This is a genomic window from Vibrio sp. V38_P2S17PM301 (assembly GCF_009904845.1).
In the GTDB taxonomy this organism is placed as follows: domain Bacteria; phylum Pseudomonadota; class Gammaproteobacteria; order Enterobacterales; family Vibrionaceae; genus Vibrio; species Vibrio proteolyticus.
On sequence record NZ_WXWO01000082.1, the window covers coordinates 75,765 to 94,414 of the forward strand.

General features: G+C 52.3%; 19 protein-coding genes. 6 read left to right on the plus strand and 13 right to left on the minus strand.

Translation table 11 applies throughout. From position 1 onward, the window contains the following. Positions 1-59: 59 nt before the first annotated feature. Complete coding sequence (locus tag CAG64_RS17745; RefSeq protein WP_202600868.1) at positions 60-1,439, minus strand: MATE family efflux transporter; 1,380 nt, start codon at positions 1,437-1,439, stop codon at positions 60-62. Positions 1,440-1,537: 98 nt separating this feature from the next. On the opposite strand from CAG64_RS17745, the gene CAG64_RS17750 reads away from it, so the two are divergent. Continuing rightward, entirely contained in the window at positions 1,538-2,968 is a 1,431-nt protein-coding gene (locus CAG64_RS17750; RefSeq protein WP_161447592.1) for a DUF2867 domain-containing protein, read from the plus strand. Positions 2,969-3,006: 38 nt separating this feature from the next. Here CAG64_RS17750 and CAG64_RS17755 read toward each other — a convergent pair whose 3' ends face one another. The 3 genes from CAG64_RS17755 to rsuA all read right to left on the minus strand — a co-directional run bounded on the left by CAG64_RS17755 (position 3,007) and on the right by rsuA (position 5,900). After that, positions 3,007-3,666, minus strand: coding sequence for a DUF2913 family protein (locus CAG64_RS17755; protein WP_161447593.1), 660 nt, complete (start codon positions 3,664-3,666; stop codon positions 3,007-3,009). Further along, entirely contained in the window at positions 3,666-4,871 is a 1,206-nt protein-coding gene (locus tag CAG64_RS17760) for a Bcr/CflA family multidrug efflux MFS transporter (protein WP_021705436.1), read from the minus strand. Before CAG64_RS17760 ends, CAG64_RS17755 begins: the two co-directional genes overlap by 1 nt. A 327-nt stretch (positions 4,872-5,198) precedes the next feature. After that, positions 5,199-5,900 carry a 16S rRNA pseudouridine(516) synthase RsuA gene (rsuA, locus tag CAG64_RS17765; RefSeq protein ID WP_161447594.1) on the minus strand — a complete coding sequence of 234 codons (702 nt, stop codon included), beginning with the start codon at positions 5,898-5,900 and terminating at the stop codon, positions 5,199-5,201. An 82-nt stretch (positions 5,901-5,982) separates the two neighbouring features. On the opposite strand from rsuA, the gene CAG64_RS17770 reads away from it, so the two are divergent. The 4 genes from CAG64_RS17770 (at position 5,983) to CAG64_RS17785 (ending at position 10,200) form a co-directional block, all read left to right on the plus strand. After that, on the plus strand, positions 5,983-7,725 hold the full coding sequence (locus CAG64_RS17770) for a DEAD/DEAH box helicase (RefSeq protein WP_161447595.1): 1,743 nt from the start codon (positions 5,983-5,985) through the stop codon (positions 7,723-7,725). A 107-nt stretch (positions 7,726-7,832) separates the two neighbouring features. Further along, on the plus strand, positions 7,833-8,192 hold the full coding sequence (locus tag CAG64_RS17775; protein ID WP_425585317.1) for a PepSY domain-containing protein: 360 nt from the start codon (positions 7,833-7,835) through the stop codon (positions 8,190-8,192). A gap of 12 nt (positions 8,193-8,204) precedes the next feature. Further along, entirely contained in the window at positions 8,205-8,864 is a 660-nt protein-coding gene (locus CAG64_RS17780; RefSeq protein ID WP_161447993.1) for a response regulator transcription factor, read from the plus strand. After that, entirely contained in the window at positions 8,854-10,200 is a 1,347-nt protein-coding gene (locus CAG64_RS17785) for an ATP-binding protein (RefSeq protein ID WP_161447995.1), read from the plus strand. Before CAG64_RS17780 ends, CAG64_RS17785 begins: the two co-directional genes overlap by 11 nt. Before the next feature lie 25 nt (positions 10,201-10,225). On the opposite strand, the gene CAG64_RS17790 is transcribed toward CAG64_RS17785, so the two are convergent. Together CAG64_RS17790 and CAG64_RS17795 are read right to left on the minus strand one after the other, a co-directional pair. Beyond that, entirely contained in the window at positions 10,226-10,828 is a 603-nt protein-coding gene (locus CAG64_RS17790) for a DedA family protein (protein ID WP_161447997.1), read from the minus strand. 14 nt (positions 10,829-10,842) lie between these two features. Next, on the minus strand, positions 10,843-11,574 hold the full coding sequence (locus tag CAG64_RS17795; protein WP_161447998.1) for a glycosyltransferase family 2 protein: 732 nt from the start codon (positions 11,572-11,574) through the stop codon (positions 10,843-10,845). A 401-nt stretch (positions 11,575-11,975) separates the two neighbouring features. On the opposite strand from CAG64_RS17795, the gene rplY reads away from it, so the two are divergent. Then, positions 11,976-12,254, plus strand: coding sequence for a 50S ribosomal protein L25 (gene rplY, locus CAG64_RS17800; RefSeq protein WP_161448001.1), 279 nt, complete (start codon positions 11,976-11,978; stop codon positions 12,252-12,254). Between the two features lie 298 nt (positions 12,255-12,552). Here rplY and CAG64_RS17805 read toward each other — a convergent pair whose 3' ends face one another. The 7 genes from CAG64_RS17805 to CAG64_RS17835 form a co-directional block, all read right to left on the minus strand. Next, entirely contained in the window at positions 12,553-13,566 is a 1,014-nt protein-coding gene (locus CAG64_RS17805; protein WP_161448003.1) for a contractile injection system protein, VgrG/Pvc8 family, read from the minus strand. Beyond that, positions 13,557-13,763 (minus strand): tail protein X, encoded by a 207-nt coding sequence (locus CAG64_RS17810; protein WP_161448005.1) that lies wholly within the window; start codon positions 13,761-13,763, stop codon positions 13,557-13,559. The genes CAG64_RS17805 and CAG64_RS17810 overlap by 10 nt, the downstream gene beginning before the upstream one ends. Beyond that, the gene (locus CAG64_RS17815; RefSeq protein ID WP_161448006.1) at positions 13,732-14,214 is read right to left on the minus strand and encodes a phage tail protein; all 483 of its coding nucleotides are present in this window, start codon (positions 14,212-14,214) and stop codon (positions 13,732-13,734) included. The genes CAG64_RS17810 and CAG64_RS17815 overlap by 32 nt, the downstream gene beginning before the upstream one ends. A gap of 3 nt (positions 14,215-14,217) precedes the next feature. Further along, the gene (locus tag CAG64_RS17820; protein WP_161448008.1) at positions 14,218-16,062 is read right to left on the minus strand and encodes a phage tail tape measure protein; all 1,845 of its coding nucleotides are present in this window, start codon (positions 16,060-16,062) and stop codon (positions 14,218-14,220) included. Positions 16,063-16,174: 112 nt separating this feature from the next. Beyond that, entirely contained in the window at positions 16,175-16,495 is a 321-nt protein-coding gene (locus CAG64_RS17825) for a phage tail assembly protein (RefSeq protein ID WP_161448010.1), read from the minus strand. 69 nt (positions 16,496-16,564) lie between these two features. Next, positions 16,565-17,071 (minus strand): phage major tail tube protein, encoded by a 507-nt coding sequence (locus CAG64_RS17830; RefSeq protein ID WP_161448012.1) that lies wholly within the window; start codon positions 17,069-17,071, stop codon positions 16,565-16,567. After that, positions 17,064-18,542: a phage tail sheath C-terminal domain-containing protein gene (locus tag CAG64_RS17835; protein ID WP_161448014.1), complete on the minus strand. Its 1,479-nt coding sequence runs from the start codon at positions 18,540-18,542 to the stop codon at positions 17,064-17,066. The genes CAG64_RS17830 and CAG64_RS17835 overlap by 8 nt, the downstream gene beginning before the upstream one ends. Positions 18,543-18,650 lie beyond the last annotated feature (108 nt).

The following is an 18,650-nucleotide window of genomic DNA, read 5'->3' on the forward strand; positions in this document are numbered from 1 at the left end:
CGTTTTGGATACTGGATCACAGAATATGCATTTATTTGCTCAATGTCACAAATTTATGATTAATTCTCAATCAGATTGCGAATCCACTTACGGCTTTTCATGCGATACAGTGATCCGCCCCATTTCACTACTTCTTCGGTGAGAAACAAGATATAGATGGTCTCCGGCGGCCAGCCCAGCGATATCGCCGCAAACGCAGCCAAAGGAATACCAATCAGCCATTGAGCAATCAGATCCTGTCCGAGGCAAAACTTCACATCGCCCCCAGCTCTGAGTACCCCAACAATGACCGTCATGGGCACCGAGCGCAAGACGATGCCAACACATAAAATGACGATAAACTGCTCCGACAATGCGCGCGTCTCTGGTGTCAGTGCACTGAACGCATCCAGAATCGCCCCTTGAGCAACATACAGCAGCAACGCCACACTCAGACCAACCAGGACACTCAACAGCGTCAGGCCCAGCGCTTGGTAATAGACTTCCTCATAGCGCTTCGCACCAATTTGGTTTCCGGTTAACACAGCTGCGGCATTCGACATGCCAATCAACAGACTCAGAGAAATTGACTCTACTGGCGTCATCACAGACAGTGCCGCCAAACCCTGAACACCAGACTGGCCCATGATGGCATGATAAGCAAACAACCCACCCGCCCACGCCAGAAAGTTGAAGGTTGTCGGCATCGACAGTTTAAGAAAGCGCACCACCTTGTCCCAGGTGAGGATCGCTTTAATGTCCTCAGCATAAAAAGCCAGCAAGTGTTGTTTGGCATAGAGGTATCCGTACAATGTCGCGACTTCGATTGCGCCACTGAGTACGGTCGCGATCGCCGCTCCCTGAATGCCCATGGCCGGCGCGCCAAGATTGCCGAATATCAGCACCCAGTTGAAAAATACGTTCGACACTATCCCGATGCCGCTAAAGAAAGTACTGATCCCGGGCTTATGCATGGCGCGCAATCCCACCGCCATACTGGCGACGCAGGCGACCGAACACATACTGACCGAAGTGATCACCAGATACTGACTGCCCAGCGCGTTGACCTGTATTGAGTCAGTCGTTAAGGCCATGATCTGATTCGGGAAAGCCACGAAAAGCACCACTGTCAGCAATGCAAACAACATACTCACCAACCACGTCAGGGCGGTACTCTCCCGCACGCCCTGACGGTTAGACGCGCCCCAGTATTGCGCCGTCAACAGCGCCCCTCCCGTGGTCACACCCACCAACATGATCGTGGTGACAAAAGTTGCCCGGGCTGCCACGCCCACCGCCGCAATCTCAGACTCTCCTAATTGACCCAACATCAGTACGTCCACCAGCCCTCGGCTTGAGAACATAATACTCTGCAAGGTGATCGGCAGCGCGATCGCCATCAGACGGCGAATAAAGTCCCCACGGGTATGAGACAAAACCTGAGAAAGCAACGCCACCATATGACTCCAGTACAAACTATTGATAGCTGAGAAAAAGTTGAGCGGCTATTATACGATTATTGAGTTTGTTTTAACCACATAAAATAGGGACGAGGCGGATGAAAAACGTATTGGTACTTGGAGCATCTGGATACGTCGGCTCTCAGCTTTTGCCCTACCTGCTCGAGCAAGGTTACAACGTCACGGCATCAGCGCGCCATATCGACTATTTGCGGGCCAGAACACAACCGCATCCGAATCTGCACCTTCAATTTCTCGACTTAGAAGACGCCAGCGCCACCCAAGCTCTCGTGCCACAGTTTGATCTGGTCTATTTTCTGGTGCACGGGATGGCTGAAGGGCACGATTTTGTAGAATACGAAATGTCACTCGCCGAACACGTGCGCGACGCCCTGCGCGGCAGTCAGGTCACACACCTGATTTATTTGAGTGCATTACAACCGAAACACGGCCACTCCCAGCACCTTCAAGCCCGGCTGAAAACCGGAGAGATCCTACGCCAGAGCCAGATTCCAGTAACCGAACTTCGGGCTGGCGTGATCGTCGGGCCAGGCTCTGCGGCGTTTGAAATCATGCGTGACTTTGCCTACAACCTGCCACTCATGATCGCCCCCAAATGGGTGGACTCTCAGGCCAACCCTATCGCTCTAAGCAATCTCAATCATTATTTACTCGAACTGGCGAAAGAAGCGCCGACAGGCAACATCATTTATGAAGCGGGGGGCCCGGATACCCTGACTTACCGCGAGCAGTTTCGAATCATTTGTCAGGCGATTCACAAACCGCTTCGTCTGTGGTCAACCCGCTTGCTGACACCAAACGTTGCTTCCTACTGGCTGGCGATGATCACTTCGGTACCATCGAACATTGGTAAAGCACTACTGGCGGGTATTGAACACGATTACGTCACGGATGGCCGTGCCATCCGTGAAAAGTACCCGCAAACGCTGATCGATTACCGAACCATGGTGAAGAACACTCTCGCCACCGAAGGTAAATTCGTTCGCAGCAACGTGTGGGGGTTTGACCCTGCCGCATTGCAACGCTGGCAGCCCGGGTTTGGCTACTACCCCAAACAAGCAGGCGCCACCATCACCACGACCGCCACCCCAGCGCAACTGTGGCAGGTGATCCAGAAAATCGGCAGCCGCGAAGAAGGTTACTTTTTTGCCAATCCACTATGGCGCACACGGGAATGGCTGGATATCTTCTTTGGTGGCGGTACACCAGTCAGACGTTCTCCGCCAGGCCCTGGGTTAAAGGTTGGCGATTACATCGACTCCTGGAAAGTCATCCGTTGTGAAGAGCAGCATTTCCTGTCGTTGTTGTTTGGTATGAAAGGTCCGGGACTTGGCCGATTGGAGTGCACGATCATCGATCACGGCACGACACGCGAACTGAACATTACGGCCTGGTGGCACCCACAAGGCTTTCCCGGTTTGCTCTACTGGTTCGCCATGTTACCCGCACATCTGTTTATTTTTAAAGGCATGGTTAATGCTATTGTGCGAAAAGCACGCCAGGCGTGACATAAAAAAGCCCGCTCATCTGTGAGCGGGCGCTTGTATTACGTGTCGGCTTGGAACGACAGCGGGATTTCCGCCAGTTGTTCGCCCTGGTTCCCCGGGTAAATCAGGTATTCCCCGTGATACTTCACGTTGGATTTATAGTCCGTGACTTTATGCACCATGAACCCCGCATCGGTCGCCTGCTCGATAAAATCAGCGTGATTACCGCGCACAAACCAGCTCATCGGTTTCACCAGCGTGTCACCATCAAAACAGCTGTCACATTGATCCGCGCACAGGGCCAAAGAATTCTGGCCTTCGGTAAATATCTGTACTTTACCTTTGTTTATCAACGGCTCTGAGGTCGACACTTCCCAACCGGCAGTTTCCATCCGATCGAGAAACGCCTCCACATCGCTGTCGAGGATCTTTTTTTCCCCCTGCGCAAAACAGCGGGCGTAGAACGCCGAGATGCGTTTAAACAAGAAAAGAAGCCCAGCCTCGTTCCCTTTTGAACGTCCGGCCTTTTGCCAACGCGTCAGGTCATTACCGACACAACGCGGAAAACGCTGGGTTTTCAGCGCTCGCGTCACCCAGCGCACCAGATAATGATTATTGGCGACCGGCGCATCCGCCAGCTTGCCGGCTTTGTGCTCTGCCGCCATGTCAGCCAGCGCACTGTTGACCAGGTTTTGGATTTCTGTTGAGTAATTCGACACTATGCTTTTCTTCCCAAAGTCCAGTAGAAACCCGCAGATAATACTGAACATACGCTCATCATCAAGATCATTGGCCAAACATAACCACTTGGCATCGCCGCCACCACGGCACCAATCAGTGAACCAGTGCCAAAACGTAACGTCCCCGCCAATGAGGAAGCCGTGCCCGCCATGTATGGATAACCACTCAGAAGCAGGCCCATTGAATTACTGCCGATGGTCGACAGTGTCCCGATGAACATCACCACGAACGGCACGGTGCCCCACAATCCGAGATCCAGTACCCAACCGGTAAACAGCCCAATCCCGGCAATCAACTGCACCGTCAAGCCAAAACGTAGCATGTTGTGTGACCCCACTCGTTTCACCAACCGGCCGTTGATGCTGGTCATGACAATCATCGCCACAATATTAAGGCCAAACAGGTAACCAAACTGGTTCGGTGTCACACCATAGATATCAATATAGACAAACGATCCGGCAGTGAGGAACGCAAACATGCCAGCAAAGGAGAAACCACCGGAGAGCATCAGTCCCATTGCCACCGGGTTTCGCAGCAGACGGGCATAGTTGCGCAGTGTACTGCCAAGACGCAATGGTTGGCGCTTCTCCACCGGTAACGTCTCCGGAATCATCCACAGTACCAGCGCCATGACAACAACCGCGAACGCGACCAGTACCCAGAAAATAGAACGCCAGCCAAACCAAACCGCCAGATGTCCACCAATCATCGGTGCCACCAGCGGCGCAATTGTGATCACCAGAGTGACGAACGACATGGCGCGGGCAAAATCCTCGCGATCAAACATGTCACGCACCACCGCCTGAATAATAACGGCCGCCGCCGCGCCAGCAAAACCCTGCGCAGTCCGCACGTAGGTCAACGCATCAATATCGTTGGTCGCTGCACTGACAAACGCTGCAATACCAAAGAACAACACTCCGAGAAACAACACCGGTTTGCGACCATAGCTGTCGGCCAGTGGCCCGTGGATCAACTGACCAATCGCAAAACCTGCGGTGTAAGCGGTTAAGGTGATTTGCACCTCACCCGCCGTAACACCGAGATCGCGAGCAATTTCCGGCATGGCCGGTAAGTACATATCGATCGCTAGCGGTGTTAACGCACCGATAGCGCCCAAAACAACAAACAAGAGAAAACTGATGTGCGGTGTACTTTGTGTTTGTGCGGTTTTTTCTGACATAAATCTCCCACTCGGTGGCCAATTTTGCTGCAGTTTTCCCAACCGCAACCAAACAGAATACAATGAATGATGACAACCCAGAGCAGATAAAAAGGTGTACTCAGTTCACCACTTCTGCTGAAGTTGTGAATTTAAATGGTAAATTAGACTCGGATTGTCGTTCATCCGCCAGAAACAGAGGAAAGGCATGGCGGATGAAAGGACAGCAATACCAACAACTCAATCCATAAGTAGTGGTATATTTGTGATCTGGATATCGTATGTTCCGGGAATTGCAGGGGAAATACTAGTTCCAAATAGGAAATAAACTATTTCCAAGATGGAATACTATTTCCACACAGACGCCACTTCTTCCTCGGTCAGATAGCGGTACTCACCCGGTTCGAGAGTGTCGTCAAGTTCAATGGCACCAATACGTTCACGATGCAGATGTTCAACTTTATTGCCCAGCGCCGCGAACATGCGTTTCACCTGATGGTATTTCCCTTCAGTGATGGTCAGCAGCACTTCTTTTTCATCCGCGTCCACAATCTCCATCTGTGCCGGCAAAGTCAGCTCACGTTCATTACGCAGTTGAATTCCCTCAGCAAACTGCGCCGCGTAATCAGCACCAATCGGATCTGCGAGCCACACGCGGTATGTTTTTTCACATTTATGCTTGGGAGACGTAATACGGTGAGACCATTTCCCGTCGTCGGTGATCAACACCAGCCCCGTCGTATCCACATCCAGACGGCCAGCAAAGTGCAAGGTATCCATCTTCACTTCATCGAGCAGAACAAACGCTGTGTGGTTGAATCCGTCTTCATGCGAACAGACATAGCCATCCGGTTTAAACAACATGATGTAGCGCGGTCCATGGACTCGCAACTCTCTGTCCTGCCACTCGACCACGCACGATTCAGTAACTTTGACAGAACCGCTCTTTTGCACCACCTCGTTCACTGTCACTTCGCCGCTTTTCAGGATTTTGGTCGCTTCTTTGCGTGTTGCACCTAATGCCTCACACAGAAATTTATCTAAACGCATGAATACCTCATCTAGTTAGGGTCAGGTATTATATACCCAACCTACTTCATTGCCAGATTAGTTGATCGATTTCACAATTCAGATGTATACCTTACGCCCCTATCAGGCCGACTCCGTCAAGGCCGTTGTCCACTATTTCCGTCAACACACTACACCTGCGGTCATTGTACTGCCGACTGGTGCCGGCAAAAGCCTGGTCATTGCCGAATTGGCCCGCCTAGCCAAAGGCCGGGTTCTGGTGCTGGCACACGTCAAGGAACTGGTTGAACAAAACCACGCCAAATACGAAGGTTACAACCTTAAAGGGGCAGTCTTTTCCGCCGGGCTTGGCCGTAAGGAAACCAACCAACAAGTGGTCTTCGCCTCGGTACAGTCCGTCGTGCGTAACCTGGATGAATTCAAAAACCAGTTTTCGCTACTAGTGATCGATGAATGCCACCGGGTGCCAGAAGACAAAAACAGCAGCTATCAGAAGGTGATCGCCCATTTAAGCGAACTTAATCCCGGCATCAAGGTGCTCGGTCTGACCGCCACCCCCTATCGCCTTGGTATCGGCTGGATATATCAGTACCACACCCGAGGCCAGGTACGCAGCGACGAAGCACGTTTCTTCCGCGACTGTATCTTTGAACTCCCCATTCGCTACTTGCTGGACGAAGGTTTCCTGACCCCGGCCCGCATGATCGATGCGCCAGTACTGAGCTACGATTTCTCGCAATTGAAACCCGCCAGTACCGGACGTTATAAAGAATCGGAGCTGGATATGGTGATCGAGCAGTCAAAACGTGCCACGCCACAAATCGTTGATCAGATCATTCACATGGCTGCCGATCGTCAGGGCATTATGATTTTCGCAGCCACCGTACGACATGCGCAGGAGATTTACACTCTATTACCAGACGGTGAAGCGGCTATTGTGATAGGCGACACGCCCACCCCGGAGCGGGACGATATCATCCAGCGATTTAAACAGCGCGAAATTAAATATCTGGTCAACGTCTCGGTCTTGACCACCGGCTTTGATGCCCCGCACGTCGACCTGATTGCCATCCTGCGTCCAACCGAGTCGGTCAGCCTTTATCAGCAGATCGTCGGCCGTGGCCTGCGTCTTTCCCCGGGAAAAAAAGAGTGCCTGGTATTGGATTACGCGGGCAACAGCTACGATTTGTATCAACCGGAAGTGGGCAATCCGAAGCCAGATTCCGACAGCGAAATCATCACCATTCCGTGCCCCGCCTGCGGCTTCAATAACAATTTCTGGGGCAAGCTCGACAGCAACGGATTCCTGATTGAGCACTTCGGCCGCAAATGTCAGGGCTTTTTTACTGACGACGAAACCGGAGAACGTGAACATTGTGATTATCGCTTCCGCGCCAAATACTGCGGCCAGTGTGGCGCAGACAACGACATTGCCGCCCGAATTTGTCACGAATGTGACGCGACATTAGTGGACCCGGACAAAAAACTGAAAGAAGCACTGAATCTCAAAGATGCACTGGTGTTTGAGTGTGCGGAGATGGATATGTCAGTTCATAAAGACGCCAATGGCAAATCGCAACTGCGCATCACGTATCACGGAGACAATCAGGCTCAGGTACACGAGTTCTGGTCGCTGAGCACGAAAAAGCAGAAACAAACGTTTAAAGATCAGTTTGTCCGCCCGCATCTGGCCGACAAACACCGGCCGTTTGATGAAGCCTCACCAACAAAAGTGGTGGCCCATCAACACCGTTTTCGTCCTCCGCAATTTGTCATTGCGCGTAAAGTTGGCCGTTTCTGGAAACTAAGAGACAAGATTTTTGAAGATGAGCTGCAAAATCGCTGAGTGCTGTGATTCACTTTCCATTCATCTCAGCTCACTTATACTGAGGAAAGAGTCAAACAGCAGGTCCGAATATGTTGAATAAACGATTGAAAACATTGTTACTTATCATGCTTGCCGGCAGCACGCTGCAGTTGGCAATAGCGGCGGACGACACACAAAACGGTCATGCCCTGGTTCAAGACGCCTATAAAGAAGGGGCTCGGATCGAGTTCGACGAAGATCAGGATGAAGTCTTCGATGCGGTACAACAAGGGCTGATCCAGCCGTTTTCTGCTCTGTACAAAACCGTCGATCAGCAACTCAATGGCCGCTTGATCAAGGTTGAGCTGGAAGAAGACGACGATCAATGGATTTATGAACTCAAACTGGTGCATGATAACAACATTATTAAAGTGGAATACAACGCCACCACGCTCGAAATGATTGAGATCAAAGGACGCAACCTGCACGATGTCATCAAAAAATAGAGAAGAACAACAATGAAAATACTGGTAGTGGAAGATGAGCCACGTCTTGGCGAGCAGATTATTGAATTACTTGAACAAAACGGCTGGGTTCCGGAGCTGTCCCAGGATGGGATTGATGCACTCTACCGGGCAACCTCTGAGGACTGGGATGGCATCGTACTCGATCTTGGCCTGCCTAAACTGGATGGCCTGACGGTACTGAAAGGCATTCGCGATGAAAACATCAACACTCCGGTGATCATTCTCAGTGCCCGGGACACACTGTCGCAACGGGTGGAAGGTCTGAACGCCGGCGCCGATGATTATCTGACCAAGCCGTTTGAAATGGTCGAGTTGGTGGCCCGCTTGCGAGCGCAATTACGCCGGGCATCCGGTAACGCCTCCCCCATCATGCAAATGGGGGACCTCAACCTGGATACCCGCACTTCGAAAGTCATGTGGCAGGGACAGGCCATCAGTCTTACCGCACTCGAGTACAAAGTGGTCGCCTACTTCATGCACAACCCAGACAAAGTCATCTCGCGCACCGAGCTGGTTGAGCACATCTACAAACAAGATTTTGACCGTGACTCTAATACCATTGAAGTTTTTATCGGGCGGATCCGCAAAAAAATAGCACCGAACATCATAAAAACCGTCAGAGGCCTGGGATATCAGCTCAATGCCGGATAAAGCCAGTTACATTAAACGCCTCAGTCTCAAAAGCCGTCTGCTACTCGCGGCGGCGTTGTGGCTGTCGGCCATGATACTGGCCGCCGGTATCGGTATTCCGCTACTGGTAAAAGACTACCTCGTCAGTGACGCAAAATCTCAGCTCCATCTGTCAATGGATGAAATCGCGGCCAATATTGAAACCGACCGCAACAACCGGCTTGATCTGTCGGCACGCTTGTCTGACCCTCGTTTTAGCCAGCCATACAGCGGCTTGTACTGGACCATTCAGAGTGACAAACAAACGCTGCGCTCTCGCTCACTGTGGGACAAAAACATCACCGCTGAAAAACGGGGACCGGTTCTGGTGATCAAAGGCGCACGCGAAGAGCCTTTGATTACCATCACTCAAACCCTGTATTTGCCTGAGTTTTCCGAACCCATCCGGGTGATGGTTGGCGTCGATGAAGCACCTATCGGTAGCGCAGTGAAGCGTATTACCGGGCAGCTATGGATCATCCTTGGCATGCTGTTTACCGGGATTTTGATCTTAATCGGCGTGCAGGTCAGCTGGTCATTGCGGCCATTAACCAAGATGCAGAAGGAGCTCGCGGAACTGAAAGATGGCAATAAAGACGCACTAAGCTACAACTATCCGCGCGAGGTATCACCTTTGGTCTCAGATCTTAATGCGCTGCTGTTTCACTATCAGGACTTGCTTGCTCGCGCCCGTAATCACGCTGGTAACTTATCCCATGCACTGAAAACACCGTTGTCAGTGCTGCGTAATGAAATTGGTATTATGCAAAGCGACGAAAAAAGTCGCCTGCTGGCGCCCGTCGAACAGATTCAGAGCCAAATCGATTACCATCTTGGTCGGGCTCGGATGGCTGGTTCGATGAATATTCTGTCGGTTAAAACCAAGCCGGCGGAGCGCATCGACTTTATTTCGCTCGCATTCGACAAGGTGTACGCGCATCGAGGTATCGTCGTGGTCAACGAACTCGACTCCGATCTCGAAGTGGCTGTAGATTCTGCCGATCTGGATGAAATGATCGGCAACGTGCTGGAAAACAGCTACAAATGGGCCAATTCTCTGGTCCGGGTGCATGCTGAGCCCGCAGCCGACAAAGGCGATGTTCGCCTCTGCCTTGAAGACGATGGTCCGGGGATTGCAGAATGCGACCTGCACAAAGCGATTGAACGTGGCGTGCGTCTGGACGAGAAGACACCAGGCACCGGTCTTGGACTGAACATTGTCAGCGAAATGGCTCACAGTTATCGTGGTAAACTGGAGCTCAAACGCAGCAGCATGGGCGGCCTGAAAACGGTTCTGACCATCAAAAAAGCCCACTGATTAAACCGGAGCCTGCACTCTGGTTTTATCGTCTTGTCTCAGCCTGAGGTTGAGCACGCCACCAAACATAAGTGCCGTACCCTATTACCAGGCTGAGTCCGGCTGCTCCTGAAAACCAACCGCTGTGCGTCTGTAGGTAACGAATCACCGAATCGGAGTACGGCAACAAAGGTAACCCGGCTGCTAATGCGTATCCCCACAAGACAAATTGCCCCACTCCGAGTATCAACCCAACCGTGGCAAATAAAGAAAAACGCCGCCAGCGCATTTGCTGTGTGCCGGCGATAAAGGGCACCACCCAAGCGACAGGCCCCAGCAAACGGGCCACCATCAGCACCGCATGGCCTTTATCTCTAATCAGCTTTCGGCAACGTGCGATAGGCCGCCTCACTCCAGGCTGCCAACGGATCAGCTTAGACTGAACTCGCCGACCAGAGATACGCCCTATCCAATAGCTGAGTTGATCACCAAAGAAGCCTCCAAGCAATACCCAAATCACTGCAAGCGGTGTGCCTTGATACCATTGATACCCAGCGGCCAGCAAAAACGGCTCACCGGGTACAAACAGGTTCGGTCCAATCAACGCATCAAGAAACGCACCGAAGAACAACCCAACAGCGCTAAACATCTGCACCTACGGCGTTAGTTTTGTTCTCGGTAATGACCAAAGCGATACTCCATCTCATTGTTACGCATTTCTCCGAAAAATAACCGACGCACATTGGCTTTCAGATAAAACCACCCCATCCGGAAAAGGCCTTCCTGGTCAAGACGTCGAGGATCAAACCCAAACGTCATTTTGATAAAGCGAAAACGCCAGGTTCTTCCCGCTCGGCGAGCGTAATCACAGTCCTCACACAGCGTAATGCGTTCATCAAATCCTCCTACTTCCTGATGCGCTCGGCGGGTTGAAAAAATACACGCCCCCACCGCTGTCGGAAATGCAAATTGGGTAATAAACAGGCCGGCATTGAACAGGCCATAGCCGACTTTGTGCATCAGTGGCAGGCCATTCGCCCCCATGTAGACGCCCGCCACCTCTAGCTTACGCGATTCCAGCTCACTGAGCGCATTGGCGAGAAAGTTAACCGGCAGGCGCACATCTGCATCAAGAAACAACAACCGCTCATGCCGTGCTAATTCCGCGCCGGTATTGCGCCCCAGGCTCACACCACGATCGTCCATGCGGTGCACGGTCAATGAAGGCAGGCTCTGCCCATATGCTCGAGCCATATCGCAGGTGGCGTCCTCGCTGTTGGAGTCCACCAGAATCACTTCAAACTGACGATAGGACTGCTTGCTCAGATCCTCCAGTAAGCGGCCAATACGTTTCTCTTCATTCAAAGTGATGACGACTATACTTATCGGTTGCATCATCTCTCCTTAGTTGCTGTGAGTGTATAGCCAGCTTACTCATCGCAGGCTTAATCCCGCGTGAGGACATCATTCAGATTCGATTCATCTTCGATACACCCCACCAATTCGGCATGCCTGTAAGCCTTCACGATGCGATATTTCACACAATACACGGTATAATCAGAGGCTATCTTCAGGTGACCTCCGCGTGACTTGATGCATTAAGCAGCAAACGCTGATTAATTCACTGAATCCCGGTCGAATAACCCCTAAATCTATTGCTCAGAAATGGATACAATGGTAGTATCCGCGCTCGCTCTAACAGTAACGTTTCGTTATGTTTCGGAGCCTAACCATTGCAGCAAGGTCGCATTGCAGCAATGACACGTTTTTTAATACTTTTTTTGAGAGTAATTACTATGAAATTTGAAGCAGTAGTACGTACTGAGCTAGGTAAAGGTGCGAGCCGCCGCCTACGTCACGCTGGTCAATTCCCTGCTATCGTTTACGGTGGTGAGGCTGCGCCAGTATCTATCGCTCTGAACCACGACGACATCATGAACCAAATGGACAAGCCTGAGTTCTACGAAGGAATCGTTCTGGTTATCGATGGCGCAGAAATGAAAGTTAAGCCACAAGACGTTCAACGTCACGCTTTCAAGCCAAAAGTTGAGCACATGGACTTCATCCGCATCTAATTCTCTTTACCAGAGAATTTATCGGATTTAATCCAGCCTTTTGCATATATCAGATTATCGGCCTTACCAACCGAGAGATCTAAAAATTAGACAGCCCGATGCTACCAACATCGGGCTGTCGCCTTTCTAAAGCCTTAAAAATCCCAATATCCCCATCTAAAACAACCACTTAAAATAACCCACCAATTTATGGGTGTATTTAGGGTGTAGTTAGGGTGTAGTTATACAGTACTTGGATCTTTTGTCTTTTTAACAGGATCTGCTTAGCAATAGCCCTTCAAAACCATCTCTTAAAAGACTATTTTTTTGCGCCATCGTCACAGTCAAAGGTTACCGTGATCCCACCTTTCTTGCGCAAGTTCTTCACCACCGTTTTGATTCGCCAGGTCTTATCACTTATCTCCGGGCGAAAGCCAACCGGCTTTAAATGCCCTTCCGCAAATGCTTTCAATAAACTCGGCGTTGCTTCGGTCGTGCAAGTGAACGTATCACTGCCACTGGTGATTTCTTTACCCCGAGAACGAACGGCCGCAGCCGCTTCCTCTTGGTTAGGATAGGTATACACAATTTCGAAAACCGGTTCACCAGAGCCATAGCGCTCCGTGCCCATTTTCCCCGTGTCAGCGTTGTGCCATTTGGCCACCGCGCTGCTGATTTTCGTCCGGCTGTTTGAGCGATACGTATAATCCGAGCAGCTGCTGGCCATCACTTCACGAACGGGTAACTTTTTGCTGCCGGAGGCGTTCTTCCCTTCCCCCTCTTTGATCAACGTCCAGTGTCCATTGGCCACTTTTGATACGGCGCTAAACTGACGCGATAGTCGGGTAAGCATCGCCATGTCAGACTCTCCGGTCTGGTCGATGTGCTCCAGGCGAATCTGAGCCAGTTCATTGGCAATAATCGGCGTCAGGTTGTTTCTGGCTGAAACGGTTTTTAACACGTCTTCCAGTGTCACGTCGTCCCAGCTCTGCGTTCTCTGACTCTGCAGGCTGGTTCCTTGTCCCTGACCGCTCAAGGGCGTGGAGTGCGCTTTGATGGTGACGGTTTCCGGCCAGCCTTTGACCTCAATGACCGACACCACAAACGCCCCCTGAGAAACGTATTCACCATTAAACCCCAGCGACACGCGCAGCCAGGCATTCTTGCCCGGTAGCTTGCCGATTTTGCTGCCATCTAACTTCAACGTCAGTTCATCGGCCTTACTACCGCTGTGGTCAGTCAATGTCAGTTCAAGAAGACAGGCATTAATCCGCTGCGTGATATCTTCCCCGTCCGCACTGAGCACAAACCCCGGCCGATAGTTCAACTCCATAGGACATCCTCATCATCTTGCGACGGCGGTGTGTAATCCGGCAAAGTAATGATCAGACCCGCCTGAAGCTTGGTCCCTTGGTCCGCCAGTTTAGGGTTCGCCTCAAGTACCGCGATAACCGCTTGCTCAGTGCCGTACTCTTGATAGCAGATGTCGTCCAGCACATCACCGTCCCGAGTGAGATAACGTTTTGCCATAAAAAATCAGATCCGCTGAAAATTGCTGTTTTTTCGGTACCCCGGCTTTCATATGCCGGGGCTGTGTTTCCGTCACGTTCGTCAGGCACCAGTACCCCATAACATCACCAAGGCCGGAGGTCAGAAGAAATGGCTTGGCTTTGTTTCCAAGCGTTACCAGTTGTTCAATCTGATTGATCCCCACGTTGGCGAACTCCGGGTATACCGTGCCCGTCAATCGAATGGTCGGATTATCCGCGCCAGTAAACTGGAGGCTCGCATACTGGCCAAAGCGATTGATGGGCGACCAGGTCCAGCTGTGTGTCTTAACCAGCTCCTGATAGGCGAGCGTGGTGATTGAAAACTTCACCTCTCCCGCCGTCATCATCACATCGTTAGCCACCGTGTTAGGGGTGGGCGATGTGTACGCCCGCCCCATTGACGTGCTCAGGCTGTTAAAATCAAAATCCATCGTTTACTCGCTATAACTGTAGTCATACATGGCGCCGCTGTTGTCGGACAGTTTGTCCGCTACGGAACGACCAATCTCTTCATTGGACTGACCCGGTTGCGTCACGACTTCGAGTTTTTCCACGGTATTGTTGTTCTGAATGGTGGTTTGACCTTTACTCGCCGATTCGGTGTCCGACAATACCGCGTTTGCTCTCGCCGCATAGCCATAGCCGCCTGTGTAACCGCTCGAACTGGCCGAACGACGCTGCGAATAACCGTAAGGCTCGACCTGGCGTGGCGATGATGCCGACTCTTCCTCGTCATCCCAAAATTTCAGGTCATCCACAAAACCACTGACCTTTTCCCAGGTTTCCATCACCGCACCGACCGATTGGTCGAAAATCGCGGTAACTTTGCCCCACATCGAGGTAAAGAACGACGGAACCGCGTCCCAGTGGCCCGCAATCATCTCAATTGGTGACCAGTCAAAGAGGCTTTTAATGGTCTCAAACGTCTCCGGAAAGGCCGTTTTGAACCATTCCAGCTTACCAGCAAACCAGGCGGTGACTTCATCCAAGTTCTGATAGAGCAAGATGCCTGCCGTGGTCAGCAGCCCCACCGCTGCGGCCACTGCCCCTATCGGGTTTGCGGCCATCACCGCATTCAGACCTATCATTACCGTTTTGGCCGTCTGAAGTGTGGTAATCATCGTTGTGATGCCCGTCACCACCGACGCAATGCCGATCACCATCTTGCCGGCCAGCATCCCGGCAACCAATGCCCCGGCCGACTCCCAGCCACCAAAGAACTGCACCACATCGTTCACACTGCTGCCCAGTTCATACAGTGTGGTCGTCAGCCGGATGGAACTGTCCACAACCCCGGTCACAAAGTCCACAATACCGGCTTTGTTTTCCGCAAACACACGCGAGACGGTCTGGCTGAGTTCATTGAGCTGCGGCTCAAGTGCCCCGCCCACCACGCCAGCCACTTCCTGCCAGGAACTGGTGACGGCCGTCAGTACATTGTTCCAGGCATTGTTGTACCGAAATGCCCCATCCGCACCTTGCGTGGTCAGACTGTTGATCCGCTTCTGTGCATCCAGCAGGTCATCCAGACTTTTCCCGCTATTTCGGATGTACGTAACTACCTTGTTACCCTCTCCGCCAAACAACATGTCGGCCAGGCTGGCCGCTTGCTGTTTATCGGACACCCTTTCAAGGCGGCGCATCACAAACTCAAACTGCTCAGCCGCGCTGAGACCATCGAGCATCGCCTTATCAATGCCAAGCTTGCCGAAGACATCCGCGACCGAGGACTGCTTACCCAGCGCCTTGAACTCACCAAACTTATTGGTCAGCTCTTCAACCATATCACCGGTGCTCTCGGCGTTCAGACCCGCCTGTTGAGCCACTCCGCCCCAGGCTTTGAACTGTTCAATGCTCATGCCATAGGCTTTGGCCAATCCCACTTGCTCGGCCGTCTGAGCGTTGGTCACACTCATCAGTCCGGTGACAGCCATCGTCAACCCTGTCACCGCGCCAGTCGTCGCCACAGCGTGCCCGGTAACGGATTTGAGTGTGCCGCCAATGTCGGACGCCGCGCCAAACCCTTCAGCTGAGCGACGCGCATCATCAATTTCTCGGTCCAGCGCCTGGTAACGTTTGGTCAGCAGGCTGACATCGGCTCCGGCCATCTTGGCTTTTTTGATCTGCTTGGTCAGCTTGCCCTGCTCACGCTCCAGACTTTTAACCTGTTTGGTGGCTTTGCCAAGCTCACGATCCACCGTGCCCGCCATGTTGCCGAACGAGGCATCCACAGCGCCGCCAAGCGTGACCACCGTTTTCAGATTTTGGGCTGTGCTCATCCCTTACCTCGCTTCTTTTTAGGCAGCATGTCGGCAAAATTCAGCAGCCGGTCAATATCCAGCGATTCAAGCTCAGAAAGTTGCCATCCGGTGTGGGTGGCAACGTTGAACATCACTCGGTCTCGGGCGCGTTCGTCGAGCTCGTCGAGGGCGTAGAGAATCCGATGTACGTCGTCGCGCACTTTCCCAAATCCAGCATGTCCATTTTTGCGATCACGGATTCAGGCTGGTCAGTCAGACGCGCATACATGGCGATATCACGGTCAAAATCGTCATACAGATCGCCCCCTGTTCGTTTTTTCGGGTTGGTTTTGCTGCCGTACTGGGTTTTCAGCCAAATGTGATCCCGTACTTTCGGACGGCGCATTTCCAGCACCGTAATGTCGTTGTCGTCTTCGTCTTTAATCGGGTAATCAAGCGTGATTTTGTTCATGGTATTACGTCCATAAAAAAGCCCCCCGACCGAAGCCGGGAGGCAAACTGTGAAAGAAAGGATGAAAGGTTATTTGCCCAGTGCGCGGCGATACTCCGCCAATTGGTCCACACCGTTGATGACGCGCACCAGGTTGGGCGGGTCAATTTCATGAATGATCTCGTCATTCACTTCATAGCGGTAGTAACTCAACTTCATGGTGTAGCTGTTGGCGTTAAAGGCGCCACCACTTTTAGTGCCCGGGTCAACTTTGGTCAGTTTGCCGCGCAGCTCTTCGACCACTGGCCGCACCCGGCCTGTTTCGTCGTCTTCAATCGCTGAGCGAACAAACACGGCAATCTTCTTTCCGTCCTTTTTGATGCCGAACAGTGCCAGAACCTCAGGGTCTTCACCCATTGACCAGCCCGCTTCCATTGGTGCCATGCCCATGTCCATCGGCGTGGCCATGTCCATCCCACCCGCTCGGAAGTCTTCCGTCTGCACTTCCAGAACCGGCGCGGTGTAGTCGATCACATCACCGACCTTGTCACGGCCATCGATGTAAAGGCCGAAATATTTACGAGCCCAGTTAGACATTTGCAATTACCTCTTCTAAATAGCCGTTGTTGAGGCGAGAGCGGAAAATCAAATGCTCTGCCGGGTAGTAGACGCCAAAATCAAAGTCAAAATAGACCACACCTTGCGCCATGGTTTCTGGCGTATTCAGATCTTTGTCCAGCCATGCGGAGCCGCCGGGGATGATCCCTTCGAACTTCAGTTGACGCATGTAGGCCTGAACCCCACCAATCACATCCTGTAAATACTGCGTGGTGCCCGGACGGTCCACGGCCCACAGGTGAGCACGCTCGATGCTGTCATTAATCATGTCCGCAGTGCGGCGCACACACTCAAACGTCCATTTCGGGTCAATCGAGCAAGAGCGGTTACCCCAGAACCGGAAACCACCTTCACGGATGACCGTAGAAACTTTGTTCTCATTGAGAATGTTGGCAACGGTGTTCGGATTGTTCAGTTCCCACTCCACCGGTTGCCAGGTACCCACAATGCCGTAAATTTCCTGGTTCGACTTCGACCAGTGCACCCCTCTCTCGTTATCAATACGACAGCGCAGACCCGCCGCAAATTCAGAGGTCGGGCGTGGGACCACGGCGCCGGTTTCCGAGTCCTGCACTTTCACGTGTGGCCACTGGATTTCGACCCGGGTGCCAAACGAGCGAGCACGTTTCATAGCGTCGGTGTAGGACGCATTCAAAGCACAATCGACATAAGCAAAGCCGCGTAGCTTCGCCGCCTGCGTTTCCAGCGCTTTGGCCACACCATCAATATGACTGAAGTTTGGCGCGATCAGGATGCGCGGTTTGTAGCCCACTTCGGTGCGCGCTTCAGAGAACTTCTCAATCGCACGGATGATGTTCGCACCTTCCAACTCTGGTGCCGTTTTCGGCTCAGCGCGAACCGCCACTACAAGTGCGCCGGTCTGTTTCATGATGCTTTCCATCGACTTGTAAGCATCGGTAGACTTGCCCATCTTCTCGGCCATTTTCAGACTGCCGGTAATCGCCACCGGCTTGAGAACTGGGAACGGTTCATCGTCACCGCCAGACAAGTACTGTTTGGTGACGGTGACCGCAACCGAAGTGCCCGGGTTGCCATTGGTCAGAGAGGCGGTGACCAGTGCCTTGGCCTCAGCGTGCGCGTTGATCGCGTCCACTACCTCTGTGGCAGTGGATGTTGGTGCTGATTCGGCATCGGTGGCCAGTGATACGGTGATCGCCTTACCTGCCACACTGACCGACAAGACCTGGTCTGCGTCGATTGGGGCGATGATGGTCAAGTAAATGCCGTTGCCATCCAGACCCGCTTCGACGGCCGTTAAAGTGATGCCATCATCGAGCGCAGGCGAACCAACGGTCAGCACAGCGGCCACCGCGCTCGCTACCGCATCCGATTCAAAAGCAAAACCAATTACTGCGGTTTTCACGGTGCTGATGCTGCGAATGCCGTCGTCCATTTCGACGACTTCACAACCATGTAAAAATTGCGCCATGGGAGATTCCTGTTTAGTCGGGTAATAAAAAACCCCGCCGAGGCGAGGTCATGAGGAAATAAAAAAGCCCACTGAGAAAAGTGGGCGTTTATGGGGTCAGTGTAACGT